A 25,174-nucleotide genomic window follows, 5' to 3' on the forward strand; every position below is an offset into this window, starting at 1 on the left:
AAAATAGATTTACACATGTGTAAATCTATTTTACCAGTTCTTCTAAAGCGTGTGACAAAATCCCGTTAACAAATTTTCGTGAACGGTCATCACTAAACTTTTTTGCAAGCTCAATTGCTTCGTTGATTGATACCTTGGCAGGCATGTCATCTACATAAACCATTTCATAGATGGCAATCTCCAAGATAATCAAGTCAGTTCTGGCAATTCGCTCAAGTGACCAACTGGCAGCTAAATACTTTTCAATTGTTTGATCGATTTCAGATTTGTGCTCCAAAACACCTGAAATAAGTTGATGCAAATATTCAGGATAGTCGTCACCATATTTACCGCTCGTCAAAACTTGGAAGAAATCCTTCCAATCAGTTTGATCGTTAGTATTTAGGGCAAACAACGTTTGAAACGCAATTTCTCTGATTTGGTGTCGTGTTAATTCCACTAGTCCTCACCATTTTCCTCTTCGTCGGCAAATGGGTTATTCGGATCAACCGTACTGGTGGTCTTCTCCGGAATGACCCCTTGAACATGCACGTTAACTTCAGTAACCTTTAGGCCTGTCATGAAGAGTAACTGCTGTTCAACTTGACTTTGAATTTCAAGTGCAACTTTAGGTACAGAAACACCATAATTCAGGTAAACATAAACGTCGACCGTTAATTCTTCATCAGTATACGTTAAATTAACGCCCTTGCCATGTTCTTTTCTTCTTCCCAGCAGCTCATTAACACTATTAGTGAACGAGCCTCGCATCCGATTAACACCATCAATTTGGGATGCTGCAACGCCAGCAATGATCTCTAACACGTTGGGTGCAATTTCAATCTTGCCAAGCTCCGGATCGTTAGAATGAAGAATGATATTCGTGTCTTCAGCCATCATAAAGCCTCCGTTTCAGATCAATCGAATACTATGCTCGGGAAATATAAGTTCCGTCGGTCGTATTGATAGTCAACTTATCACCTTGGTTAACAAAGAAAGGTACTTGCAATGTTAAACCAGTGGTCATTGTTGCGGGTTTTGAACCACCTGATGCAGTATCACCCTTGATACCAGGTTCAGTTGAAGCAACTTCCAAAGTAACAGTGTTAGGCAATTCAATTCCTAAGGTTTCGTTACCGTATTGGATAACTTGAACTTCCATATTTTCTTGTAAGTAGTTCAATTCGCTCTTGATTTGCTCAGCAGGAATTGAGATTTGATCATAAGTATCCATATCCATGAATACGTGTTGATCGCCATCTGCATATAGATATTGCATCTTACGAGTATCAATTTGAGCTTGTTCCATCTTGGCACCAGAACGGAATGTCTTTTCTTGAACAGCACCAGTCCGTAGGTTCTTTAGCTTAGAACGGACAAAAGCGCCACCTTTACCAGGCTTAACATGTTGGAAACTCAAGATTCTCCAGATTGCGTGATCAACTTCGATGGTTAATCCATTCTTAAAATCAGCAGTTGAAATTGCCATTTTTGTTCCTCCTAAATGTAATGTAACATACATAGATTATATAATACTTTAAACCAAAATAGCCAATTAAAATGGTATCTTGATCTCAGACAATTAAAAAGCTGGGATGCAAAACACGAGTTTTGTCCCAGCCTCTTTAATTTAAATATTATGAGTTATTTAGCAGCTTCAGCAACTGGATAAACTGAAACCTGACGCTTGTCGCGTCCTTTTCTTTCGAAACGAACAACTCCATCAACTACTGCAAACAATGTGTCATCGTTACCACGCTTAACATTGTTGCCTGGGTAAATATGAGTTCCACGTTGACGATAGATGATTGATCCACTGTGTACTGAAGAACCATCAGCAGCCTTCGTACCTAAACGACGACCAGCTGAGTTACGACCATTGGCAGTTGATCCACCACCTTTATGGTGAGAGAAGAATTGTAAATTCATTGCTAACATAGGTTTACACCTCCAGATTAATTGATTTATTTTGCTGTATTTAACTTGATATACTTACTATAACTCTCTGCTATATCGGCCATTCCGTTCGCAAATGTATTCAAAACTGCATCAGCTTGAATACTCTTTTTTGAATCCGAAACAACTGGCACATTGACTGACAGATAACCGCCATTGTCATCGTCACTATCAACATCCACGTCAAGTCCAACAACCTCTTGGAGGCCGTTAACTGTCGTAATGCTTAATACTGAAACGGCAGAACAGACAATATCTTGTCCATATTCACCAGCATCGGCATGTCCGGTAATCGTAAAACCACTCACATGACCACGATAACGCTTAATGGTAGCTTTAATCATATCAGTCACCTCAAAGTAATTTATGCTTTGATTGAATCAATAACAACCTTAGTATACGGTTGACGATGGCCCTTCTTTGAACGTGAGCCCTTCTTTGGCTTGTAACGGAAGATAATAATCTTCTTTTGACGACCCTGTTTTTCAACAGTTCCAGTTACTGATGCGCCATCAACAAATGGTGTACCAACTTTAACTGAATCGCCGCCTACCATGACAACTTGATCAAAAGTAACCTTTGAGCCTTCGTCTGCGTCTAATTTTTCAACGTAAATTGCATCGCCTTCGGAAACTTTGTATTGCTTACCGCCTGTAGTAATAACTGCGTACATATCTTGTGCACCTCCTTATAATTTTGCTTAGACTCGCCGAGAACAAGCGTCTTGATCTATATCAAGAACTTATCAGCTTGAATCGAGCGGTTGTAGCTGTGGAAGCCACAATTACAACGTTACTAGTATACATAATCGCTACCCGTTCGTCAATAGAAACCTGCAAGCCATAAAAAAACAACCGCTACCCACGGCTGCCTTTTTATTTTCTTTGAGCTAAATGCTTGCCGTTCTCCCGAATGGTTGTTGAAGAATCGGTAAAATACTGAATAATTCCACAGACTATGAAAATAAATACAATAAATATTACAAACCCCACAACTTCCACCTCCTATTGATGTGACAGCAATTTGCTGCACAACTTTATTATCATGTTTTTGCTAAACGGCTTCAAATATTTCAGTGAAAATGGGTGAAACTTTAATAAAAATGCAACATTCTTAAGAGAATCATAATCCTTTGCGGCCTTTAACACAAATACTCTGATTAAACATTGACTACTATGGTAATATTTCATATAATTGTTATTGTTGATTTGTCGCAATAGCTCAGCTGGATAGAGCAACGGTCTTCTAAACCGTAGGTCGAGAGTCCGAATCTCTCTTGCGACATCTTTAATACAGATAAAGGGCCTGTCAAACCATGTTAATCATGGTTCTGACAGGCCCTTTTTGGTGCATTTGAAATGATTGTATAAATTATCATCGACACAAAAAGAACCAAGACGCAGATTGTCATCTTCCGTCCCGGTCCCTTCTACATATCGCTAAAATTAATAATTCTCATCTTGCCTGTTCTCATTAATTTTATTCTTTTTATTAAAGGCATTTTCAATCTCATCTTCAGTGTAGCCAAAATCGACTAAACCGAACTTGAGAAATAGCCGCCAAGAGTGGTTAAAGCTGTCCCCGCTATGATTAAAGTAGGCGTCAAACAACATTCGTTTCAGTGCCAAATATTGTTTGTCGAGATTGTCTTCTTTTTTGAATTTTTTAATCTTATCGAGATCATCTTGAGAATTCAAAATCACATGGTTCCAATTCTTAAGGTTGGAAATCAGTAAGTAGAAATCCATGGCATCAACATATTCATACAACAGGGTTTCCCGTGGTGTCTTGTTAGGATCACTCTTACCTCGATGAATCTTCCACACTTTAAACCATTCCGAAGTGTTTGCCATCTCAGCTAATTCAACATCTAGGGCCACAAAGGCATTCTTCACTCGCCCATCATTAGACCAATGAAGCTGTTTCTTGGATTCAATTTGACGATTCAAATATACTGACGAAGCAATTAATGCTTGTAAATCCATTACAAACTCCTATCCAAAAATAAATTTGTTTGAAAGAATTTCGAGTTGCTTTTTGTTATCCAAATACCAATCTTTGATGAATGGGTAATCAAGCAATAAATTAAGCCAACTCTCCTTTTGATCATTGTCGTGAATAGTAGCGCCCCACTTCGGTCGATCCTCATCACCGGCATTGTAGACATTCAGTTTGGTATCGTTATCAAGGGTTAATGAAGCCCCACCATTTTCACCAGACATCAAAATGTACTTATTATCGGCAGATTTAACGAACAATTCATCCAGGATTGGTTCTGGAATTTCACCAGCGGCGAACTCGTAGAACTCACCATTAACACCATCAAGCACATTAAAGTCAATCTTGAAGCCGAAACTTTCTTTGAGAACTTCTGCCGCTTGCATGATCACTTGCATGGCCTGCTTGATTGCACCAATTTCCAATCCTTCCAGATCAACTACAAAGTAGTCGATTAAGGCAGAACCGTGAAACATCAATTCCTTGTTCTTTAAATTCAGATAGAACAGTGGCCGGTTGTGGGCGGTTGGGCCAAAGAAGAAGCCAGCTGCATTCTTAGTTGATTTTGTGAAAGTAAAGGTATTGTCCCCAAGTGAAGTAAATTTGGCCAACAACTTCTGTACGTGCTCAGAATTGCTGATCGCAAATCCATCAGCATTGTTAGACAAGGCTAATAAACGTTCAAAGAAAATTGACTGAACGTCTTCATCAGAAAATTGATGTGGAAATTCCACAAAATCAGTGTTCAGTTGATAATTAGTTAACTCAACAGCAGCTGCCAATAAATCGTTCAATTCCTTGGTCTGATTCAGGCTCTTAAAAGCGGCAACATACTTGGATCCGTTGTCTAATCCTGCTTGAATTGAGCCCGTGTAGTTGTTTAATAATTCAGGGGTCGTTAAAACTTTCTTTTCAGTATCAGTATTTTCATTACTCACCGTCAGTCACCTGCGATTCTTTGCTCAAGCTTTGCAAGTATTTGGCGTATAGATTGTTGTTGTTATCAATAAATGCTTCAAAACTGCCAAATGAAGCCCGAATGTTTTGTTTTTCCAAATTGTAAATTGTTTCTTCCTTGGACAAGGCTAAAATTTGATTTTCGTTCTTTTTGATTGCTGCCCGGCCGTCAGAAGCTTGTTCGTCAATGTTGGTTAATTCAAGGAGCGCATCTTGGAGCTGTTGGTGCTCTTCCTTGACTTTACCTGCTTCCCAAGGCATTGGTGACTTTTCTTCATTTTCTTTGATTTGTTTACGGATTTCTTCCTTGCGCTGATCCCGCTTGGTTTGATCTTCAATTAACTGAGTGAGCTTTTCATTTTTCTGACCTAATTCGCGCATCTGGTCATCGTTCACCCGTTTGTTTTGGCTCTCAAGTTCAAATGATTTGGCCAAAGTATTATATTCATCCTCGGCAAAGTTGAATTGGACGTTAATGGCATCCAATTCCCCAAACATTCGGTGATCCCACCAGTTACCAAAATAAATATTGAATTTCCCCAAATCATATTCGTGGTAATAGAAAAATGGATATGTAGTGCCTAAATAGTCGATCAGTTTGTTGCTTAGATGATGACTGAGCTGAGCCTTTAAATCAGCCGCTAAGTTGAAGAAACTGGCTTTTGGCTGATCCGGTTGTTCACCCTTAACTTCTGTTGCAAAGCGGTTGGGATCCATTAATTCATAAACTTTTAAATCATTGCCATTTTTAATCGAGTCATTCAAGTCAGACAGATATTTTACTTTTTCGCTTAACGCGGAAGATAAAATTGAGTCGTTTTGGCTGAATGGATCGTTTTCAATTTTGTTATCCATAATATTGCCTCGTATTCCCCTTATTTATACATTTAATGTTATCTGAAAAACGTACATAAATAAAGGCCTAATCGTATTATTTATGAAAGATTTGTAAAATTGATGAGAAAATATTCCATTATCGCAAAAAAATGCTGATAAAAGAAAAAACCGGACGTTTTTAACATCCGATCTTCATGAAACAAATTACATTATTTAACAACATATACATTCTTATAGTTATAGGTCGCACCAGCAGTATTGTAAATGATACCCTTCACTTTACTGCTCAACAGATTCTTGCTTGCAGATTGATAAAGTGGTGTAATCCCCTGATTCTCAAGCAAAATATTTTGTGCTTTCGTCAAGTCCTCAAAACGCTTGTCAGGGTTTCCAGCATCAGTGGTAGAAGAAGCCTTGATCAGCTGATCATACTGCTTATTCGACCATTGTGGCACGTTGCTGGGGTTACCTGAAGTCAAGATGTTCAAGAAAGTAATTGGATCAGCAAAATCTGCGTACCAATCCCCCATAGTGACTTCATAGTTATGAGATTTCTGCCTTGATAACAAAGTCTGGAACGGAATGTTTCTGAGGCCGACTTTCAGGCCCGGCAGATTCTTTTCTAATTGTGATTGAAGATACTCACTCACTTGTTTTTGGGCGAATTCATCTGAACTTAGCAGCGTGAAGCTCATTTGTTTAATGCCAAGTTCTTTGAGTCCTTGTTTCCAAAGCGTTTTCGCCTTAGTTGGATTATATGTCAGTGAATCCGGTTTAGCGGTCGTAGCGGTGAAGTCTTTACCAGTCTTTGGATTAATCGAAAGTCCTTTGGAAACGAAACTTTGAGAATTAAATGAGCCGTCTCCCAAAATCTTCTTGGTTAACTGGCTACGGTCAATTGACATCGAAATTGCTTCTCTGATCTTAAGATTCTTGAAGAGCTTTTTCTTCTGGTTAAATGCCAAATAATAACAGCTGGAGGTTTCTCGAGTGACCAAGTCCTTATTGTTTTTCAAGTTTTTTGCCAACACACCTGATAAGCCCACATACTGAAGCTTATCTGTCTTGAACTGGTTGTAACCGGTCGATGGATCCTTGGTTACTTGATAATGCAGCTTATCTAATTTGACAGCTTTCTTATCCCAATAGTTTTTGTTTTTGGCTAATGTCCATGTCATTCCCGTACCATTCCAGCTGGTCAATTTGAATGGGCCGTTGTAAACCATATCAGTGCTCTTTGTTCCGTAATCAGCCCCATACTTTTCAACTACTTTTTGATTTTGTGGGAAGAACAGTGGGAAGCCCATTAGCAACTTGAAGTATGGAATTTTCTTTTCCAACGTCACAACCAACTTATATTTACCATCGGCCTTAATCCCTAAAGTGTTTGGCGATTTTTTGTTGGCTTGGATGGCATCCGCATTTTTGATTCCAGAAAATAAGTAACCATACTGAGATGCAGTTTTGGGATTGACAGTTCTTCGCCATGAATAAACAAAATCATTAGCTGTCACTGGATCCCCGTTACTCCATTTAGTCCCCTTTCGGAGATTAAATGTATATTGCAAGCCATCTTTTGAAATGGTTGTCTTGGTGGCCAATGCATTTTCGATCTTGCTGTCCTTTCCCAAACGGTACAGCCCTTCATCGACGTTATTCAACACTTCAAATGTTTGAACGGAAGTCGTCTTCGAAAGGTCAACGGTTGAAAGTTCGGAATCAACGGCAGTTGTAAATTCCTGCTTGTCGGCGAGCTTGCCTGAACCACTTTTCTGCGATGAACAGCCGCTCAAGACTAACGCAAATGCAACCACTAAACCCATTTTTAAACCAAGATGATTATTTGACATATAAGAACACCCCTTAGTTGAAGTTAGAACAATACAAATAATGTTAAGTATACATGATATTTTAATGAGAGCAACAGGGTAAACGAAAAGCCCACGGCAGTACACCAAATCGTGCACCACTGTGAGCTTTACTGATACCTAATGATGCTCTTGCCAAGTGCGAAAAATCTTGTTAAACATTTTTAATACTTTTCAAGGTATTGATCACGTTCCCAGCCGGAAACTTGAGTGCGATATGAATCGTATTCAAGGTTTTTGGCTTCGATAAAGCTGTTGTAAAGATGTTGACCAAGTGCCTTCTTCATCGTTTCATCAGCGGACAAGTCTTTCAATGCATTATGCAAAGTGTCAGGCAAGTTAGTGATGTGACTCTTTTGACGTTCTTCAGCATCCATCCGGTAAATGTTGCGATCGATACTGTGCTCTGGTTCGATCTTGTTACGCAAGCCATCAAGACCAGCTTCCAAGACACAAGCAATTGCTAAATATGGATTAGCAGTTGGATCAACTGAACGAAGTTCCAAACGAGTTGAATTGCCACGAGCACTTGGAATTCGGATTAATGGTGAACGGTTTGAACCGGACCAAGCAACATATACAGGTGCTTCATAACCAGGAACCAAGCGTTTGTATGAGTTAACGATTGGGTTACATACAGCGGTAAATGAACGGGCATGCTTCAGCAAACCACCTAAGAAGTAGTAAGCTTCTTGAGAGATTTCCAATTCGCCATCTTTATCATAGAAGGTGTTACCTTTATCATTGAATAGTGACATGTTCAAATGCATTCCAGAACCGTTGATTCCACTAAGTGGCTTTGGCATGAAGGTTGCATACAATCCGTATTTACGGGCAACGGTCTTCACAACCAATTTAAAGGTTTGAATGTTGTCAGCGGCTGCTAAGGCATCAGCATATTTGAAATCAATTTCATGTTGGCCAGGCGCAACTTCATGATGGGCAGCTTCAACATCGAAGCCCATTTCTTCAAGGGTCAAGACGATTTCACGACGGCAATTTTCACCTAAGTCCATTGGCGCCATATCGAAGTAACTTCCCTTATCATTCAAATGTAAAGTTGGATCGCCGTTTTCGTCCATCTTGAACAAGAAGAATTCTGGTTCAGGTCCAATGTTGAATGAGGTGAAGCCAGCCTTCTTCATGTCACCAAGAACACGGATAAGGTTGTTACGAGGGTCAGCGGCATATGGTTCGCCGTTTGGACGATAAACTTGACAAATGACACGGGCAATCTTGCCACGATCAGTACTCCATGGGAAGATCATCCAAGTTGATAAATCAGGATACAAATACATATCACTTTCTTCAATTCGAACAAAACCTTCAATTGAAGAACCATCAAACATCAATTTGTTATCAAGTAATTTGTCGAGTTGCGTTATTGGAACTTCAACGTTCTTGATTGTGCCAAATAAATCGGTGAACATCAAACGTAAGAATTTGACGTCTTCATCCTTTACCATGTTGCGAATATCATCTTTTGAATAATCATGCCTTGTAGCCATCTATCCATCGCTCCCATCAGTGATTTAGTTTATTTAAATTGTTCAAATTATTCGGATCATCAAATGACGAAGAAGGCGGCTTCAATCCACCAATGTTGAGAAACTCGTCTTGAAGAATCTTTCTGACATCACTGTCAGTTAAACCCTTCTCAAGGTTGCGCTTCCGCTCGTCTTCCAGCTGGTTCTGCTTTTTGTACACCTCTTTGATGCCGGAAATGTTCAAACCATCATCAAGATAATCCTTAATTTCCAAAAGCCGATCGACATCATTCAATGAATACATTCGTCGATTCCCTTCATTTCGAAGAGGCTTGATCAATTCCTGCTGTTCATAATATCTGATTTGTCGTGCAGTCAAGTCAGTCAGCTTCATCACGGTTCCAATCGGCAGGACTGACATTGAACGCCGTAGTTCCTTCTCTCGCATTGTTCACCTCCTAAATCTTGTATCCATAATACCATTCACATAATCAAAGTCAAGACCAAATGTTACATTTTATAACATGTGTTTAATTTTTGCTGTCAGCAAGCCATCTCTGGACGTCAGTTTCAATGGTAAGCAGCTCTTTGGGGTGCTCAACTAAGTTATACCAATTTGGCTGAGGGTCGGTTTTGTTTCTAAACCACGTTAATTGACGCTTAGCATAGTGCCGGGAGTCCTTTTTAATCAAGTCAACCGCATCTTCCAATGAGGTTTGACCCGCGAAGTAAGGAAATAATTCGCGATACCCAATACCCTTGCCTGACTGGAAATTCTGGCCGCCTTGATTGAATAACCGCTGGGCTTCATCCAGCAAACCCGTGGCCATCATCTGATCGACCCGCTGATTAATTCGTTGATAAAGCAGTGTGCGATCGGTCGTTAAGCCAATCACAAATGCATCATACTTTGATCCGCTATTTTTTTGGTCAGAGAACCGACGTCCGGTTTTTATGTATACTTCCAGCGCGCGAATCACTCGCCGGACATTATTAATGGGGATGCCTGCTGCAGCATCTGGATCAACTTTAGCCAGCCGGTCGTGTAACGCTTGATTACCCTTTGATTCCGCTTCCGCCAACAGTTGTTGCCGGAGAGAATCGTCTTGATATTTGTCCCCACCGAGTTGGAGACCGGACAACAAGGCCTGGAGATAAAGGCCGGTCCCACCCACAACCATTGGCAATTTACCCCTGGAATTAATTTCATTGATCTGTTCAGATGCTTCTTGTTCAAAATCAGCAACCGAAAATCGTTGGTCAATATTTCTGACATTGATCAAATGATGCGGGATCCCAGCCATTTCTTCGGGGGTCACTTTGGCCGTGCCAATATTAAGGGTTCGATAAACCTGCATGGAATCACCAGAAATGATTTCGCCATCGAATTTATGCGCAAGCTTAATTGACAACGACGTTTTACCGACAGCTGTCGGCCCAACAATTGCAAGAACTTTGGTCATTCCAATCCCTCCCGCATTTCTGATCGCACTTGGACTGCTCTGGCCGGAAAGTCCGTGATAATGGCCGCCATATTGCGTTCGAAGCAATACTGCATATCTTCGGTTGAATTAACCGTCCATGGACGCAAATTCTGAGCAGGAGCAAAAAATGGGTGGCGTTTGAGCCAACGAATGTCTGGATGAAAATCAGCAATCAAATGGTCTTTCTTCAATGTTTTTGCCTGCTTGGCAGCTGTTTTGAATAGCTTGGCGCCGGATGATTTGGGATCCAGTCGGTTGAGAATTTCCAACGATTGAGCATTGAAGCTGGAATATATTAATTGAAAAGGATAATGGATCGACGCAAAATAGTTAAAAACTGCTTCTTCGATGCCAGGATACTGAATTTTGTTTGTTTTTAACTCCAGATTAAAAATGCCAGTAAAATTGTCCTTAATTAGCAATTCAACAACTTCCTGCAACGTTGGGACAGTGGTCCCTTTAAATTCGCTGCTGAACCGAATTCCAGCATCGAGATGTTTAATTTCAGACAAATTTTTGTCCACAATTCGGCCAGACCCGTTTGTGGTCCGGTCAACTGTTTCGTCATGCATGATGATGAATTGGTGATCTTTAGAAAAATGAACGTCGGTTTCAAGCCCATCAGCACCGTCATTGATGGCGGTCTGAAAGGAAATTAACGTATTCTCTGGACGGGTTCCCTTACTGCCACGGTGGGCAATAATTTTAGTATCAATTTTCACGATAAACTCCTTTTAAAGCGATTAATTGGTCAATTAACTAGATATCTGTAAAAAAATAAAGCATAATGAAAGTATAAACGAATATTGGAGGGTTTAGATATGAAACATTTTACTAATGGGCTCATTGTTGGTGTTCTTGGAACCGTTGCTGCCGGTGTTGGTGCACTGCTGACATTCAAAAAGTCAGTTGTCGACCCAATCGAAGATGAAGAGCAAAAGTTCGAAGATAACCGTAAAAAGGCAATGCGTAAAAGCCGAGCCGCCCACCATGGATAATGGGTTATCCAATTAAATCAAAATTAAAATGATGATAAAAATAGGACTATGGACAAAACATTTGTTTTGCTCATAGTCCTATTTTATCAATAATTGCTCTTTTTTTCTTTACCATTCCAGCCTTGATAACCATTTTTTAGGATATAAAGGTCTTTATAACCCTTTTTACTTAAAAAGAGGGCAGCTCGTTTACTAATTGTTTTTCCCTGATCATACATATAAACGGGCAAGTCTGGCCGTAACTGTGTATAAAAGTTCTTAATGGTTGAATAAGGCATGCTGCGGGCACCAAGTACATGGCCATCTTTGAAGTTCTTTTGTTCGCGTAAATCGATCACCTGAGCTTTTCGCATTCCCTTTTGAAACTCATCATTTTTCAAATAAGTAGCAGCTTGTTTAACACGCGCATTTTGATACATCGTGTAGCCACCCCATGCAAGTAAAATAATGATTAAAATAATGGTCATGACCGTATTTGCGGTTATTGCGCCAATTATCAACAAAAACATCCCTCTTTCTCTCTAAAAAATATTAATTATTATGCAAATGGTTGATTGTTTCTAAACTGTAAGGCCAATGATGCGGCACCAATAACACCAGCGTCGTTTCCAAGTTGTGCCAATTTCAAACGGGTTGAGTCCCGAACGGATGGAAAGGCGTTTTCTTGGAAATAACGGGTAGTGGGTTGCAACAAAGTATTACCGGCATTGGAAACACCACCACCAATAATAATGTTCTCCGGGTTCAAAGTGTTCCCAATGTGTGAGAGTGCCAAACCCAAGTATGAGCAAACTCGGTCAACAATTTGGTTAGCCAAAATATCACCATTATCAGCGAGGAAAAAGACCATCTTGGAAGACAAATCTTCATCGCCATCAATCAATTCCTTAATTCGTGAATGGCCAGTGAATTTCTCAGCCATATCTTTGGCAATGTGGACGACACCAGTTGCAGAAGCATACTGCTCCAAGCAGCCACGTTTACCACAGGTACATTGATAGCCATTTGGCACAACAGTGATATGGCCAACTTCTCCAGCACCGTTATTAATCCCATGAACCAGCTTACCATTGGCAATCACACCACCACCAACACCAGTTCCTAAAGTGATAAAGACAACATCTTTAGCTTTGTCTCCAGCACCTTTCCAGTATTCTCCAAGTGCGGCACTGTTGGCATCATTGTCGATCAGGATTGGCAAGTTCAAATTAGCAGAAATTGTTGCCCCAACCGGTTGCACGATGTCCCAGTTCAAGTTGTATGCACCAACAACCGTCCCTTTCTCACGATTAACAGCACCTGGTGTTCCCATTCCGATTCCATAGAAATCAGCTGCGTTATAATCGTCTTTTCTCATCTGATCACTAATTGATTTGATCATATCAGGCACAATGTGACTTCCGTGTTCAGTGATGTTGGTAGGAATCCGCCACTTAGTGAGCACGTTCCCCTTTGTATCAATGAACGCAAACTTCGTTGTTGTTCCGCCTAAATCAATTCCGATTAATTTCTTTGCCAATGTAATTTCCCCTGCCTTCTTGTTTTTCTTCGATCCGATGTTCTCGGGTCAAAATCAGTTTTGCATGAATAAACTCATCATGACTGATCAGCTTGGCGTCATGAAGATGATCCAACTCTAACGCCATGACCTCAATGTCCCAAAGCCGTTTGCCGACATATACATAAATATTGAATTTCTTCAGCAGTTGCTGAACATCATACAGCGTTTTCATTATCTCACATCCTCATGTAAATTTCTTTCATTTTTTCAAATTTCAGAATTTTGCCTGCATACCTATTGTAAACAAAACGAAAGCGATTACAACCAACATTATTGCAGAAATAATTCTTTTGGTTTGACTCGTCTTGGAAAAGCCAACGCCAGTCACATACGCCACTAGGAATCCACCGACTAATCCACCCAAGTGTCCAGCAATATCGATTCCCGAAACAAAAATATCAGTCCCAATATTTAAGACAATGAATAACAAAAAGGTTTTAGCCATCGAAACAATTGCCGGATTCTTGGAAAAACTTTCCCCCAGCATCATAAAAGCGCCAAATAGCCCGAAAATAGCGGTACTAGCGCCGGCAGACAAATTGCTGGTAAACGCAAAGCTCCCAAGATTACCCATGATGCCAGATACAAAGAAGATAATTGCAAACCGCCAGTGACCAAACAACTGCTCAACGTATTGACCAATAAAATAAAGTGTGATTCCATTCATTAATATATGCGTAAATCCAATATGAATGAAGATGGGTGTCACTAAACGCCAGTATTGCCCGGCGCGAATGAGCGGATTATACTTAGCTCCAAATTGAACCAAAGTCAGTGGATTCTCAGTCCCCCCCATAACGGACATGAGGGCAAAGACAATGACCATGATTCCAAGGAGCCCATAGGTGATATAAGGTTTGTCGCGTAAATGACTCATGACTCCTCCAATCTTACTTTTCGTAAACTAATTGATTGATTTTAACATCAAAATCTTCCACATCCCAAACCGGTTCAGCAAACAATTGGACCGGCGTGGCAACGGCGATGCTTGTTCCGGCAAAGCCTTTCAAAAATCGATCATAGAAACCGCCACCGTACCCAATTCGATAATGCGTTTTGGAAAATGCCAATCCAGGCACGAGCAAGGTATCAAGCTGGTTTTTAGATAACACTTTGCCGCCAACGGGTTCGATTGTTCCAAATTTAGTTTGCGATAAAACCGTATCCGGTTCCAACAATACAAATTCCATTTGCCGATGTGGCAGTGTCCGGGGCACAGCTACTTTCTTCCCGTGACTTAGGGCCCAGTGAATAATTGGCTGAGTATTCAACTCGTCATCCATACTGAGAGTGATGCCAAATGTACTGCCATTTGAAAATGCAGAATCAGTAAATAGCTCTTCGTATAAATGATTAATTTGTGATTGATTTTTTGGATTTTGTAGATAATCATGTAAACGCGCAATTTGTTGATCACGAATCACTGATTTTGAGTTAATCGATTTTGCCACTGATATCACCTGATTATTTGTTCAGTCAAATTAGGTTGACCGAGTCTTTTGTATAAAAAAAGGTTTGGGTATCTACCCAAGCCTTATTTGGTTTCTCGATGTAATGTTACTTTACGCTCACGTGGGCAATACTTTTTAAGCTCCAAACGGTCGGGATTGTTTCGACGGTTCTTGCTGGATAAGTAAGTACGTTCGTGGCATTCAGTACATTCCATTGTAATGTGTACTCGCATGGAATACTACCTCCAAACTTTTTATAAAATAGCTAGTCTAATAGCCTCAACTTAAAATATTTTATCATCAATCCTACTAAATTACTAGGACAAAATCGATAAATGTTAAGTGTTTTTACTTAACAGTCGAAGTTGATTGGACCGTCTTCCAATAAGCGGAATAGATTTGCTTGGCTAAAGCCATGTTGTTACTTTCAGCGTTCACGCCTAGATTAGGCATAGCTAAAGCGACAACCACTTGGGGATGGCTGGATGGTGCATAAGAAGCCAAACTCAACGTAACAGTCTCATTACCATTGTAGAATGTTTGGGCAGTACCGGTCTTTGCTGAAATCTCTGGCTTGATAGAACTTAACATCCCACCAGTCTTGTAAGTGTTGGTACCATGGACCACTCGATATAACCCAGTTTTGACAACGTCACGCTGAGCTTTGGTCATATCAATATGATTCAGAACTTTAGGCATAACGGTCGCCTTAACCGTCCCTAATTTACCGTTCTTACTGGTTCCTCGAATTGCCTCCACAACGTGTGGTTCAATTCGGTTACCGCCATTGGCAATTGTCGACATATATTGGGCAACTTGCATCGTTGTATAAGCATCGTAGTTCCCAAATGATAAGTCCAGGGCACTCCCAATGTGATTATAACCACTTGCACCTTGTAATCCAGTGGATTCACCAGGAATATCAACCCCCGTCTTAACACCTAAACCAAATTGGTTAAAGTAACCCCGCATGGTATTGAAGACATTGGGACTCATTGTTAAGGCGCCACCTTCAACATAGTTGAAATGGCCTTCCTTCATGGCTAATTGCATCATGTACGAGTTAGAAGACACTTGAAGCGCATCGCTGGCATCAACGGAAATGTTTGCATGACCATTATGGTTAAACCATGACGACTTCTTAACCCCTCCAGTCGTGATTGGCTGATCGGTCAAAGTGCTGTTAGTTGGTGTAATCACGTGATCCATTAAGGCCCCAGAAACCATAGCACCTTTAACAACGGACCCCATAACGATTGAACTGTTGATTGTCCCTAGAATGTTATCAGTAATCTTAGAAGTCTTTGGATTCCGATCAACGCCTGCCATTCCGATGATGGCACCATTGTTAGGGTTCATGACAACCGCATAAGTTCCGGTTGAATTGCCCCCTGCGCTCGACTCAGCAGAATGAACGAGTGATTGAAGTTGCTTTTGGAACTTTGCATTGATGGTCAATTGGAGATTATCTCCCTTTTGGCCACCATATTTTTTAATTTCTTTCTTGATCTGATTATCACTATTCAAAACAATTTGGGTTTGGGACTTGGTTCCTCTCAGCACAGGTTCATACTGACGTTCCAAATAACTTTGACCGACACTGTCGTTTCGTGAATAACCTTGAGCAAGCAATTCATTGACACGATCACTTGGTAACCCGCTCTTTTCATTAGAAACAGTTCCAGTAATTCCTTGGATTGATTGTCCATTTGGATAATTTCGACTCCAACTTGTCCCGACATTTACGCCAGGCATATCCGCCAGATGTTCACCGACCATCGCAACTTCACGTGTTGAGACTTTATCATCCTTAATGTTAACCGTCGATAATTGGTAAGCACCACTCATTTTGGCAAAAATTGTTGCCGCATTCTTAGTAGCAGCGGAAAATGTAGAATTTGGATAACCCTCGACCTTGGTAACGGCCTTGTCATACTTGGCATCAGCGGAATAATCCTGGATTCCAGAAATTGTTTTTTCCACCTTAGCTAAGTTACTTGCATCTGCCAAGTAATAATCTGCCAACTGACGTTTAGTCAAACTGCCAGTTGGAACAGTAACGTATTGTGCCAATCGATTAGCTGTCTTGTACATATCTGATGACAAAACATTGACACCCTTGGTATAAATAATTGCTTGGTGCGCTGAGTTTCCAACTAAAACATGTCCAGTAGAATCAAAAATCATGCCCCGCTGAACATTGCCATTAACGACTGAGGTATCTGAACGATTGACTTCGGCTTTAAATTTAGAACCGTACATCACCTGCAGGTAAGCTAACTGTGTCAGTAGTGCAACAAATAAAATTCCAACAACAATAAAAATGATATTGATTCGAAAAGGCAGCGAAGCAGCCTTCCCCTTGTTTGTTTTCTTGGTTCGCTTTTTAAAAATTTTCACAATATTAACTCCTTGCCATGAAACTTATTCTATCAAATTTTCCAACTAAAAACTAGAACCGGTAGTCAATCTTTAACTTATTATGATATTCTATAGGTTGTTAATCACTTTTAAAAAGGATGTAGATTATGAAATCAAAGAAGACAACCAAAATTTCCATATTAGTCCTGTGCTTTTTGGTACCGGTACTAATTTCCACCAGTTACTTTATCTTTCGTCACTTTGCACCGTTTGGAAACTCGTCCGTGATGACTGTCGATTTGGGCCAACAGTACATTGATTTTTATACGAGTTTCCATGACTCCCTACTACATAGTCCAAGTGGCTTTTTATTTTCATTTTCAAAAGCACTTGGAGGCGACATGCTGGGAACCTGGGCATATTACTTAATGAGTCCGCTCAACCTAATCATGTTGTTCTTCCCGCTTGCCAAGCTGCCTAGTGTTTTGGGCATCATCACAATTCTCAAGTATGGCTTGGCCGGTTTAAGTTTTGGTTACTTCCTTATGAAGGTCACCAAACATGTTGGCTGGGCAATTATTGGTTTTGCAGTTTCTTACGCAATGATGGGTTGGATCATCGCCAACCAATTTAATATGCTCTGGACTGATGTTTTATGGGTCCTGCCAATGATTTTCTATGGGCTGCATAAGATTTTGAAGAACCAATCCAGCGCGCTGTATATTGTGAGTTTGACTGCGATGCTGATCATGAATTATTACATGAGTTACATGATCGCTATTTTCCTAACGCTTGTCATGTTCATTTATTGGGCCGCTAAGGCGCTTCCGGTTGAGAATCAAACACAAGCCAAGGCAGTCTGGAAATGGCTGAAAGCGTCCGTTCTAAGCGGTATTTTGGCCGCTTGGCTGTTAGTTCCAACCTTCTTCTCACTTCTAGGAAGTAAAACACAGTATTCCAAGGGTCAGTACAAAATTAAATTTGAGTACAATCCACTCGATATGCTGGGTAAGTTCTTTAATGGATCCGTTAATTTCAACGAACTGCCTGCCGGAACTGCCAATATATTTGTTGCCAGTGTTGTGTTGATCTTATTTGTTTATTATTTCTTCATTCCAACGATTAAACGAAACGTCAAAATCGCCAACTTATCACTCACAGCATTTATGATTCTCTCGATGTGTTTCCAACCGCTAGACCTTCTCTGGCATGCAATGCAATTGCCAGTTTGGTACACGTTCCGATTCTCATATCTATTCTCATTTTGGATGATTTTTACCGCCTTCCAAGCTTTTCTTCATATTTTAGATGAAGGAATCAACTGGAAAGGTTACCTGGTAACTGCCGGCATCATGGCTTTAGGTGTCCTGTACGTTGAACTCCGGTGGAAACACTTAGAATATATGCGCCACTTTGATTTTCTATGGGGTTGTGTCTATTTGGTGGTTTCGCTGGGAATCGTCGTTTTCCTGGGAATTTACCGAAAAAATATTGTTTTGGCAATCACCCTTGCCGTCTTAATGAGTGGTGAAATGGCGTTAAACATGGTCACTTCACTTAATCACTTGGATTATTTGAAAGCCAGCAACTATACGGCTTTTGAACGCGTCATGAGAAATCACGTTGACAAAATCAAGCAAAAAGACAAGGGCTTCTATCGTTTAGGCACGACTTTCTCACGTACCAAAAACGATGCGTTCACAGGAAACTACAACGGCGGTTCGATCTTCTCGTCGACTTTGGAATCGGACACTTCACAATTCTTTAAGAATATTGGTCAACCAAATGGTGATTCGTTCGTTCTTTATTCAAACGGAACCATGTTTACCGACTCATTGTTGAATATGAAGTACTACATGAGTCATCAAATTCCTGAAGCCAACCCTAACAAAAAGCCGAAGAAGCAACTATTAACGACCATGACTCGAAAGCCTGATTACAATAATTACAACCTCTTATCTCAGGATGCCTTGATTGGAACTTATCGTAATCCTTACGCCGTTCCAATTGGTTTCTTGGCACCTGAGTCAGGCATGAAACACAATTCGATTGCAAAGAGCCCAATCACCTACCAGAACCAAATTGCCCACAGATTGGATCCCAATATTCATAACTTGTTTGAACCGGCTAAATATACTGATATGAGATACAACAATATTCAGCCAATTTCTAAGTTAAATAATGCTGTCTTGAAGAAAAAGAACCTCTTGGAAATGTCCTACATCATTTTCACAGTTCCAATTGAAAAGAATACGTCATACTACATGACTTTAGGAACTGAGATTAACAAGGGCAATATTTCGATCTCAGTCGACGGTCAAGCACAGACCCAATTTACACCGTCTGAGAAGACAATCATTGCTAACATTGCCACTGGTACCAGTATCAACACGACTGCCAATGTCCAGATCTTTGTGAACAAGAACAACGCCCTTCTTCAGGATGTTAAATTGTATAAAGTTCATAACTCAAAGATCGCCAAATTCTTCAAAGATTTGAATTCACGACCATACAAAGTGACGAAGTGGAACAACCACCAGTTGTCAGGAACCGTTAATGTGAAATCAAATAACCAAACATTAACAACAACGATTCCATTCGAAAATGGTTGGACTGCGAAAGTCGATGGTAAGTCCGTTCAACCTAAACGTTGGGCGAAGATGTTCACCTATATTCCAATCAGCAAGGGTCACCACAAGGTTGTCTTCACTTATTGGCCTGAGGGACTCAAGATCGGAATCTTGATTACCGTCTTTGGCCTCGCATTCATTGGAACTGAGTATGTCTTGAAACGACGTCATAAAAAGTCGACCACGGATCATGAAACATCAACAGAAACTAAGTAAATGAACCAAATAAAGGGTTGGAAATCACTTTCAGATTTCCAACCCTTTTTATGATGCAACTATTTATTTATCAAGATCGCCGTTTGGCGTGTACGTGTAAACGACGTTTTCAGGATCCTTTTCGGGATTAAAGTCGACAGTTAAATCAAACCCTACGAAGAACCAGCGATCACCTTCGTCAACAAAGTAGGTAATGCCGTCTTTTTCAGTTTTGGTGTATGTTTCACCAGGGGTGTCATCACGGGTTAATGCCAATGAGAATCCTTCGTGTACCGGCGTTTTGCCATAAACTTTACCATAGAAGCGCACACCGTTACCGTTGCTTAGACCCATTTCAGATTGAAACCATTTGCTTGCTGCATCAGTTACTTCAATTTTCATTATTATGCTCACTCCTAAAATCGTTGTTGTATTCGCTTACATTCGATTATAACATCATTGCCGTATTTCACAAACTATATGCTGATGAGGAATTGGTGATATGCAAAATCATTTTCCAAAATCTTCAAAAGATAATGATGACAGCATCTTCAAAGGTCTCCAAAAAAGAGTCAGTCCCTAAGCAGATGCTTAAGACTGACTCTTTTCACATGGTGATAGTTGTTTGTATAACGCAAGATTTGCTATTCAACCTTGGTAATCTTGACCTTCATCGTTCCGGCTGGGATCGGAATATTAACTTCCTCATTCAAACGATGCCCAATTAACCCTTTGGCAATCGGTGAATCGTTTGAGATCTTACCAGACATTGGATCTGCTTCCGCAGCACCAACAATTTGGTACGTTTCAGGATCCTCGTCAGGCAATTCTTGGAAGGTCACTTTCTTACCGACAGTCACCTCGTCTTTATCACTATCATTTGAATCAATGATTTGGGCGTACTGCAACATGTGCTCGATTGTGGTAATTCGACTTTCGAGCATACTTTGCTCGTCTTTGGCAGACTCATACTCTGAATTTTCAGATAAGTCTCCGTAACTTCTTGCAATCTTAATACGTTCAACTACTTTTGGTCGTTGATTTACTTTAAGGTCTTCTAATTCCGCCTTAAGTTTGTCGCGTCCTTCGGCAGTCATTGGATATGTGTCTTCAGCCATTGGTAAATTCCCCTTTTATATTTAAATTGTTGAATCAAAGTTGTTCTTAATTTCTTTGTTGCCGCGGCGAACTAAAATGGACCGCATTTTTGTGGTTAGCAGATCAATGGCAACCTGATTCTCACCGCCTTCCGGGACGATCAAATCAGCGTAGCGCTTGGTCGGCTCGACAAACTGGTGATACATTGGCTTAACGGTCATTAAGTACTGATGAATGATATTGTCTAACGATCGGCCGCGGTCCTTTGTGTCCCGCTCAATTCGTCGAATTAAGCGAATATCGTCATCCGTGTCAACAAATACTTTAATATCCATTAAATCACGTAATCTTTTGTCGTCAAGGATTAAAATGCCTTCCAAAATGATAACTTCGCGTGGATCTTGATGAATTGTCTGATCACTCCGGGTAAATTCTTCGTAATCATAAACCGGCTTTTCAATTGCTTCATAGTTAAGCAATTGCTTAAGCTGTTCGATTAACAGATCAAAATCAAATGCCATTGGGTGATCATAATTCACTTTTCTTCGCTCGGCCATACTCATCTCAGCCTGATCATTATAATACGAATCCTGCTGAATGATGGTAATGGAATAATTGGATAATTGATCAAATATTTTTCGAGCAACAGTTGTTTTACCACTACCGGAACCACCGGTAATGCCGATGACCACCGGGCGCGTTTTATGATTTGCCATGTAAATAAGAGCCCTTTCAGTTAGTTATTATCAGACGTATGCGCAGCAATCTGTTGTTGATGTTCGGCATATGTCTTGGAGTAATAGACTTTCTTTGTTTTGGTGTTGGCAACGAAGTACAAGTAATCTTTTGAACGATCGAGTGGATGCAGGACAGCATTGATCGAACTAATACTTGGACTGTCAAATGGACCAGGCCCAAAACCGGTGTATTTATAAAGATTATATGGTGAGTCACTTTGTAAGTCTTTATTCGTCAAAACTTTGTTGTTCCGATGAATTGCATATAGAACAGCGACATCCGATTGCAACGGCATGTTAATATCAATCCGATTTAACAAGACACCTGCCATCTTTCGACGATCAGTCTGATTAACCCCTTCACGTTCAATGAGTGAAGACAAGGTCATGAATTGCTGCATGCTCATCCCGGATTTTTTAATCTTGCTGAGGTTCGGTGCCACCATTTGATTCGTCTTGGCAACCATTTGAGTGACCAGAGATTTAAGGGACATGTTCTTCTCAACTTCATAAGTTGCAGGATACAAGTAGCCTTCAAGTCGGTAACGAACGTTTTTAGCTTTCATTGCTGAATTCAACAAGTCGGGATAACGTCCGGCCAATTGTTCAAGATAGGTTTGGTCTTTCATCAACTTTAAGAAATCGCTGCGAGAAAAATCGGTGGTTACCGCAACCTGGGTCGCAATTTGATCAACATTGGCACCTTCTCGTACCAATACTTTACCCTTGGTGCTTTGGATTGGCTGATCAGTCCCGCCTTCTTGGAGTCTGTTAGCAATCTTTTTGAGGCTCATGGAAGGTTTGAGTTGATAATAACCTGCTCGAAAGTTCGCCATGTTGTTGGATTTAACATAATAATCAAACACCATGCCGCTCTTAACAATCTTTTTATTCTGAAGGATCGAACCAATTTGTTTGTTCGATGCTCCCAGTGGAATATGCACCTGAGTCACATTCGTGTTTTGCGGATTCATTGGCTTTAAAGCATCTTGGAAATAACGATAGCCCATAAAACCAATCGTTGCAGCTAAAATAATCAATAAGGTAATTACAGAAATAATAATTCTTCGCCCGAGACTTTTATTGGGTTTGGGGTTTCGTCGACTTGAGTCATCACTCATGAGAAGCTCCTCCTATCTGTTCAGTTTAATTATAGTTTCCAAATTACCTTATTTCTGCATTTAAGTCAGCTGTTAAGCGTTTTTTAATCTTTTCAAAGGCGGTATTCACGACTTCGTCCTTCAAAGTTTCTCGTGAATCAACATAAGTTAAGGAATAAGCCATCGATTTCTTACCGTCAGGAACATTGTCCCCTTGGTAAACATCGAACAAACGAACGTTGTTGAGGTATGCGCCGCCACGTTTATTCATGACCTCCAAGATTTGACTGTTGGTCACATCCTGGTCAACAACCAATGAAATGTCCCGTTTGATAGATGGATACTTGGAAATTGTTTGATATTGATCATCACTTTTTGGCAAATCAATTAATTCCTGCATATCCAGCTCAAATCCATAGGTCTCTTTGATCTTGAATTTCTTCGCGATTCGCGGATGAATCTGACCCAAAAATCCGACATAGTGACCGTGAATTGAAATGTTGGCTGTCCGGCCGGGATGCATTTCTGGATATTGGTCAGTTGCAGTGTATTCGATATCGCCTTTAACACCCAAATTAATCAAGAACTGGTTCACAATCCCTTTGAGCTGGAAGAAATCAACTGGCTTGACATGATTATTCCATAAAGGATCAGTTAAATTACCGCTGATAACACCAGCAATATGTTCAACTTCTTGTGGACGAATTTGATCCGCACTGTCTTTGTAGAACACCCGACCAGCTTCATACAAAGCAACATCATCAACTTTGTGGGCATGGTTGTATGCAACGTCATCCAACAAGCCAGACAACATATTCATTCTCAAAACCGCATGATCTTGCGTCATTGGCCATAACAAGTTAGTTTCTTCACTGTCTCTCATTAAGAACATTTTGGCTTTCTCAGCCGTGGTCAGTGAGTATGAAATAGCTTGAGTAAGTCCCAAACCTTCTAAAGCAGTCCGAGCAGCTCGCTGAAGTTTCTGGGTTGGCGTCAAAATACCAACACTTTGACGTCCAGTTGGCAAGGTTGCAGGTAAATTGTCATAGCCGTAAATTCTGGCAACTTCTTCGTACAAATCTGCGTCACGGAAAATATCCCAACGACGAGCGGGAACTGTCACATTCAACCCATCTGCGTGGGCTTCGCTTGTAAATCCAAGACGATCAAAAATGTTCTTAATGTCTTCAGTACTGAATGAAGTACCTAAAACATGGTTGGTCCGCTCTGCGGTAATGTAAATAGTGGGCAAATCAGGATGATATTCACTGGCAGTCACAGTTCCTTTGGCGATCTTGCCGCCAGCCAGCTCTTTAATCATACTTACGGCTTCGTCGACAGCATCCTGAACACCATCAGGGTTAATTCCCCGTTCAAAACGCTGAGAGGCTTCAGAGCGCAAATTTTGGCGTTGCGCAGTCTTACGAATGTGGAATGAATCGAAAATTGCTGATTCAATAGCAACATTTGTCGTGTCGTCATCAATCTGAGTGTTAAAGCCACCCATTACACCTGCTAAAGCAATCGGCTTGTGGTCGTCGGCAATCACGATGTCATCAGTTGTGAGGTCATGTTCAGCTTCATCAAGAGTGGTTAACTTCTCGCCTTTCTTGGCAGGACGAACAGTCACGGTACCGTTAATTTTATCCTTATCAAATGAATGTAGCGGTTGACCGTATTTTAATAAAATGTAGTTGGTAACATCGACAACATTATTGATTGGCCGAATACCGGCGTTCCAGAGAATAATTTGCAGCCATGATGGGCTTGGCGCAATCTTGACACCTTCAACAACCCGCAGCTTGTAAGTCTTTGCGAGCTTATCATCAGCAGTTGCCTGAATCTCTTGATTGGCATCAAGGAAATCATCTTCGTCAACGACCGGTTTTTTGATTTCAGGCTTCTGATCATAGATGGCAGCTAGGTCATGGACAGTCCCCAGAATGCTCAGCATATCGCCACGGTTTGGCGTTACATCAAGATCAATGATTGGATCGTCCATCCCCAAATACTTATAAATGGGTTCGCCAACTGGAACATCATCGTCAAAAACATAAATGCCATCGGCCCATTCCTTTGGGACAACGTCTTTGCTAAAGCCAATTTCATCAAGCGCACAAATCATCCCTGATGATTCAACTCCGCGCATTTTAGAACGCTTAATTTTAACGTTGCCGCCGATTCGTGAGTTTGGCAGGGCAACGATTACCTTTTGATCAACATCAACGTTAGGAGCGCCACATACGATTTGGAGTGGTTCATCTTCACCGACATCAACTTGACAGATGTGTAAATGATCTGATTCTGGATGCTTGGTCATCGATAAAATATGGCCAACCACCAACTTCTTCAGCCCATCTTCGGCAACGGTGACTGAATCAACTTCAACCGCAGTTCGTTCGATCTTTTCAGCTAAATCTTTTGCGGGCATATTCAGATCTAAATATTGTTTGAGCCATTTATAAGAAACTTTCATT

Annotated in this window: 28 protein-coding genes, 1 tRNA gene and 1 other annotated feature; of the genes, 3 read left to right on the forward strand and 26 right to left on the reverse strand. The window is 40.7% G+C overall.

The annotated features are described in order from the left end of the window. Positions 1 to 25: 25 nt before the first annotated feature. The 6 genes from nusB to rplU form a co-directional block, all read right to left on the reverse strand. Positions 26 to 439 carry a transcription antitermination factor NusB gene (gene nusB, locus FD05_RS09335; RefSeq protein WP_020280196.1) on the reverse strand — a complete coding sequence of 138 codons (414 nt, stop codon included), beginning with the start codon at positions 437 to 439 and terminating at the stop codon, positions 26 to 28. Continuing rightward, positions 439 to 876, reverse strand: a complete 438-nt coding sequence (locus FD05_RS09340; RefSeq protein WP_020280195.1) for an Asp23/Gls24 family envelope stress response protein — start codon at positions 874 to 876, stop codon at positions 439 to 441. The genes nusB and FD05_RS09340 overlap by 1 nt, the downstream gene beginning before the upstream one ends. A gap of 31 nt (positions 877 to 907) precedes the next feature. Beyond that, a complete protein-coding gene (efp, locus tag FD05_RS09345) occupies positions 908 to 1,468 on the reverse strand; it encodes an elongation factor P (protein WP_020280194.1) in 561 nt (186 codons plus the stop codon). Positions 1,469 to 1,623: 155 nt separating this feature from the next. Further along, on the reverse strand, positions 1,624 to 1,917 hold the full coding sequence (gene rpmA / locus FD05_RS09350) for a 50S ribosomal protein L27 (RefSeq protein ID WP_014940013.1): 294 nt from the start codon (positions 1,915 to 1,917) through the stop codon (positions 1,624 to 1,626). A gap of 26 nt (positions 1,918 to 1,943) precedes the next feature. After that, positions 1,944 to 2,279, reverse strand: coding sequence for a ribosomal-processing cysteine protease Prp (locus tag FD05_RS09355; RefSeq protein WP_020280193.1), 336 nt, complete (start codon positions 2,277 to 2,279; stop codon positions 1,944 to 1,946). Between the two features lie 20 nt (positions 2,280 to 2,299). Further along, positions 2,300 to 2,608, reverse strand: a complete 309-nt coding sequence (rplU, locus tag FD05_RS09360; protein ID WP_020280192.1) for a 50S ribosomal protein L21 — start codon at positions 2,606 to 2,608, stop codon at positions 2,300 to 2,302. Positions 2,609 to 2,627: 19 nt separating this feature from the next. Next, positions 2,628 to 2,710, reverse strand: a sequence feature (ribosomal protein L21 leader region). A 435-nt stretch (positions 2,711 to 3,145) separates the two neighbouring features. On the opposite strand from rplU, the gene FD05_RS09365 reads away from it, so the two are divergent. After that, positions 3,146 to 3,219: transfer RNA gene (locus tag FD05_RS09365), tRNA-Arg, on the forward strand. Between the two features lie 161 nt (positions 3,220 to 3,380). Here the strand turns inward: FD05_RS09365 and FD05_RS09370 are convergent. The 8 genes from FD05_RS09370 to FD05_RS09405 all read right to left on the reverse strand — a co-directional run bounded on the left by FD05_RS09370 (position 3,381) and on the right by FD05_RS09405 (position 11,288). Continuing rightward, positions 3,381 to 3,920 (reverse strand): dUTPase, encoded by a 540-nt coding sequence (locus FD05_RS09370; RefSeq protein ID WP_020280191.1) that lies wholly within the window; start codon positions 3,918 to 3,920, stop codon positions 3,381 to 3,383. A 9-nt stretch (positions 3,921 to 3,929) separates the two neighbouring features. Continuing rightward, positions 3,930 to 4,871, reverse strand: coding sequence for a hypothetical protein (locus FD05_RS09375; RefSeq protein ID WP_020280190.1), 942 nt, complete (start codon positions 4,869 to 4,871; stop codon positions 3,930 to 3,932). Beyond that, positions 4,864 to 5,745 carry a hypothetical protein gene (locus tag FD05_RS09380; protein WP_020280189.1) on the reverse strand — a complete coding sequence of 294 codons (882 nt, stop codon included), beginning with the start codon at positions 5,743 to 5,745 and terminating at the stop codon, positions 4,864 to 4,866. The genes FD05_RS09375 and FD05_RS09380 overlap by 8 nt, the downstream gene beginning before the upstream one ends. A 191-nt stretch (positions 5,746 to 5,936) precedes the next feature. Continuing rightward, the gene (locus FD05_RS09385) at positions 5,937 to 7,577 is read right to left on the reverse strand and encodes a peptide ABC transporter substrate-binding protein (protein WP_020280188.1); all 1,641 of its coding nucleotides are present in this window, start codon (positions 7,575 to 7,577) and stop codon (positions 5,937 to 5,939) included. Positions 7,578 to 7,759: 182 nt separating this feature from the next. Then, complete coding sequence (gene glnA / locus FD05_RS09390; protein ID WP_020280187.1) at positions 7,760 to 9,103, reverse strand: type I glutamate--ammonia ligase; 1,344 nt, start codon at positions 9,101 to 9,103, stop codon at positions 7,760 to 7,762. A 16-nt stretch (positions 9,104 to 9,119) separates the two neighbouring features. Next, the gene (locus FD05_RS09395; RefSeq protein WP_013727970.1) at positions 9,120 to 9,530 is read right to left on the reverse strand and encodes a MerR family transcriptional regulator; all 411 of its coding nucleotides are present in this window, start codon (positions 9,528 to 9,530) and stop codon (positions 9,120 to 9,122) included. A gap of 82 nt (positions 9,531 to 9,612) precedes the next feature. Continuing rightward, positions 9,613 to 10,545, reverse strand: a complete 933-nt coding sequence (gene miaA / locus FD05_RS09400; RefSeq protein ID WP_020280185.1) for a tRNA (adenosine(37)-N6)-dimethylallyltransferase MiaA — start codon at positions 10,543 to 10,545, stop codon at positions 9,613 to 9,615. Beyond that, positions 10,542 to 11,288 (reverse strand): glycerophosphodiester phosphodiesterase family protein, encoded by a 747-nt coding sequence (locus tag FD05_RS09405; protein ID WP_020280184.1) that lies wholly within the window; start codon positions 11,286 to 11,288, stop codon positions 10,542 to 10,544. Before FD05_RS09405 ends, miaA begins: the two co-directional genes overlap by 4 nt. Before the next feature lie 99 nt (positions 11,289 to 11,387). On the opposite strand from FD05_RS09405, the gene FD05_RS11555 reads away from it, so the two are divergent. Then, the gene (locus FD05_RS11555) at positions 11,388 to 11,564 is read left to right on the forward strand and encodes a DUF3042 family protein (RefSeq protein ID WP_020280183.1); all 177 of its coding nucleotides are present in this window, start codon (positions 11,388 to 11,390) and stop codon (positions 11,562 to 11,564) included. A gap of 86 nt (positions 11,565 to 11,650) precedes the next feature. Here FD05_RS11555 and FD05_RS09410 read toward each other — a convergent pair whose 3' ends face one another. The 7 genes from FD05_RS09410 to FD05_RS09435 all read right to left on the reverse strand — a co-directional run bounded on the left by FD05_RS09410 (position 11,651) and on the right by FD05_RS09435 (position 16,976). After that, on the reverse strand, positions 11,651 to 12,073 hold the full coding sequence (locus tag FD05_RS09410) for a rhodanese-like domain-containing protein (protein ID WP_039932318.1): 423 nt from the start codon (positions 12,071 to 12,073) through the stop codon (positions 11,651 to 11,653). 29 nt (positions 12,074 to 12,102) lie between these two features. Continuing rightward, entirely contained in the window at positions 12,103 to 13,083 is a 981-nt protein-coding gene (locus tag FD05_RS09415; protein WP_020280181.1) for an ROK family glucokinase, read from the reverse strand. Beyond that, positions 13,058 to 13,297 carry a YqgQ family protein gene (locus FD05_RS09420; protein WP_020280180.1) on the reverse strand — a complete coding sequence of 80 codons (240 nt, stop codon included), beginning with the start codon at positions 13,295 to 13,297 and terminating at the stop codon, positions 13,058 to 13,060. The genes FD05_RS09415 and FD05_RS09420 overlap by 26 nt, the downstream gene beginning before the upstream one ends. Positions 13,298 to 13,339: 42 nt before the next feature. Beyond that, positions 13,340 to 14,002, reverse strand: coding sequence for a rhomboid family intramembrane serine protease (locus FD05_RS09425; RefSeq protein WP_020280179.1), 663 nt, complete (start codon positions 14,000 to 14,002; stop codon positions 13,340 to 13,342). 13 nt (positions 14,003 to 14,015) lie between these two features. Next, positions 14,016 to 14,576 (reverse strand): 5-formyltetrahydrofolate cyclo-ligase, encoded by a 561-nt coding sequence (locus FD05_RS09430; RefSeq protein ID WP_020280178.1) that lies wholly within the window; start codon positions 14,574 to 14,576, stop codon positions 14,016 to 14,018. 83 nt (positions 14,577 to 14,659) lie between these two features. Beyond that, complete coding sequence (gene rpmG / locus FD05_RS11560) at positions 14,660 to 14,809, reverse strand: 50S ribosomal protein L33 (protein WP_013727979.1); 150 nt, start codon at positions 14,807 to 14,809, stop codon at positions 14,660 to 14,662. A gap of 115 nt (positions 14,810 to 14,924) precedes the next feature. Further along, positions 14,925 to 16,976: a peptidoglycan D,D-transpeptidase FtsI family protein gene (locus FD05_RS09435; RefSeq protein ID WP_020280176.1), complete on the reverse strand. Its 2,052-nt coding sequence runs from the start codon at positions 16,974 to 16,976 to the stop codon at positions 14,925 to 14,927. A gap of 128 nt (positions 16,977 to 17,104) precedes the next feature. Here FD05_RS09435 and FD05_RS09440 point away from each other — a divergent pair, with 128 nt between their 5' ends. Further along, a complete protein-coding gene (locus FD05_RS09440) occupies positions 17,105 to 19,783 on the forward strand; it encodes a YfhO family protein (protein ID WP_020280175.1) in 2,679 nt (892 codons plus the stop codon). A gap of 63 nt (positions 19,784 to 19,846) precedes the next feature. On the opposite strand, the gene FD05_RS09445 is transcribed toward FD05_RS09440, so the two are convergent. The 5 genes from FD05_RS09445 to pheT form a co-directional block, all read right to left on the reverse strand. Then, a complete protein-coding gene (locus tag FD05_RS09445) occupies positions 19,847 to 20,164 on the reverse strand; it encodes a HesB/YadR/YfhF family protein (protein ID WP_020280174.1) in 318 nt (105 codons plus the stop codon). Positions 20,165 to 20,406: 242 nt separating this feature from the next. Next, entirely contained in the window at positions 20,407 to 20,880 is a 474-nt protein-coding gene (gene greA / locus FD05_RS09450; protein ID WP_020280173.1) for a transcription elongation factor GreA, read from the reverse strand. A gap of 21 nt (positions 20,881 to 20,901) precedes the next feature. Then, entirely contained in the window at positions 20,902 to 21,576 is a 675-nt protein-coding gene (udk, locus tag FD05_RS09455; protein ID WP_020280172.1) for a uridine kinase, read from the reverse strand. Between the two features lie 20 nt (positions 21,577 to 21,596). Then, positions 21,597 to 22,718: an endolytic transglycosylase MltG gene (mltG, locus tag FD05_RS09460; protein ID WP_020280171.1), complete on the reverse strand. Its 1,122-nt coding sequence runs from the start codon at positions 22,716 to 22,718 to the stop codon at positions 21,597 to 21,599. Between the two features lie 43 nt (positions 22,719 to 22,761). Then, positions 22,762 to 25,173 carry a phenylalanine--tRNA ligase subunit beta gene (pheT, locus tag FD05_RS09465; RefSeq protein ID WP_020280170.1) on the reverse strand — a complete coding sequence of 804 codons (2,412 nt, stop codon included), beginning with the start codon at positions 25,171 to 25,173 and terminating at the stop codon, positions 22,762 to 22,764. Position 25,174 lies beyond the last annotated feature (1 nt).

The organism is Lentilactobacillus otakiensis DSM 19908 = JCM 15040, assembly GCF_001434145.1.
Classification (GTDB): domain Bacteria; phylum Bacillota; class Bacilli; order Lactobacillales; family Lactobacillaceae; genus Lentilactobacillus; species Lentilactobacillus otakiensis.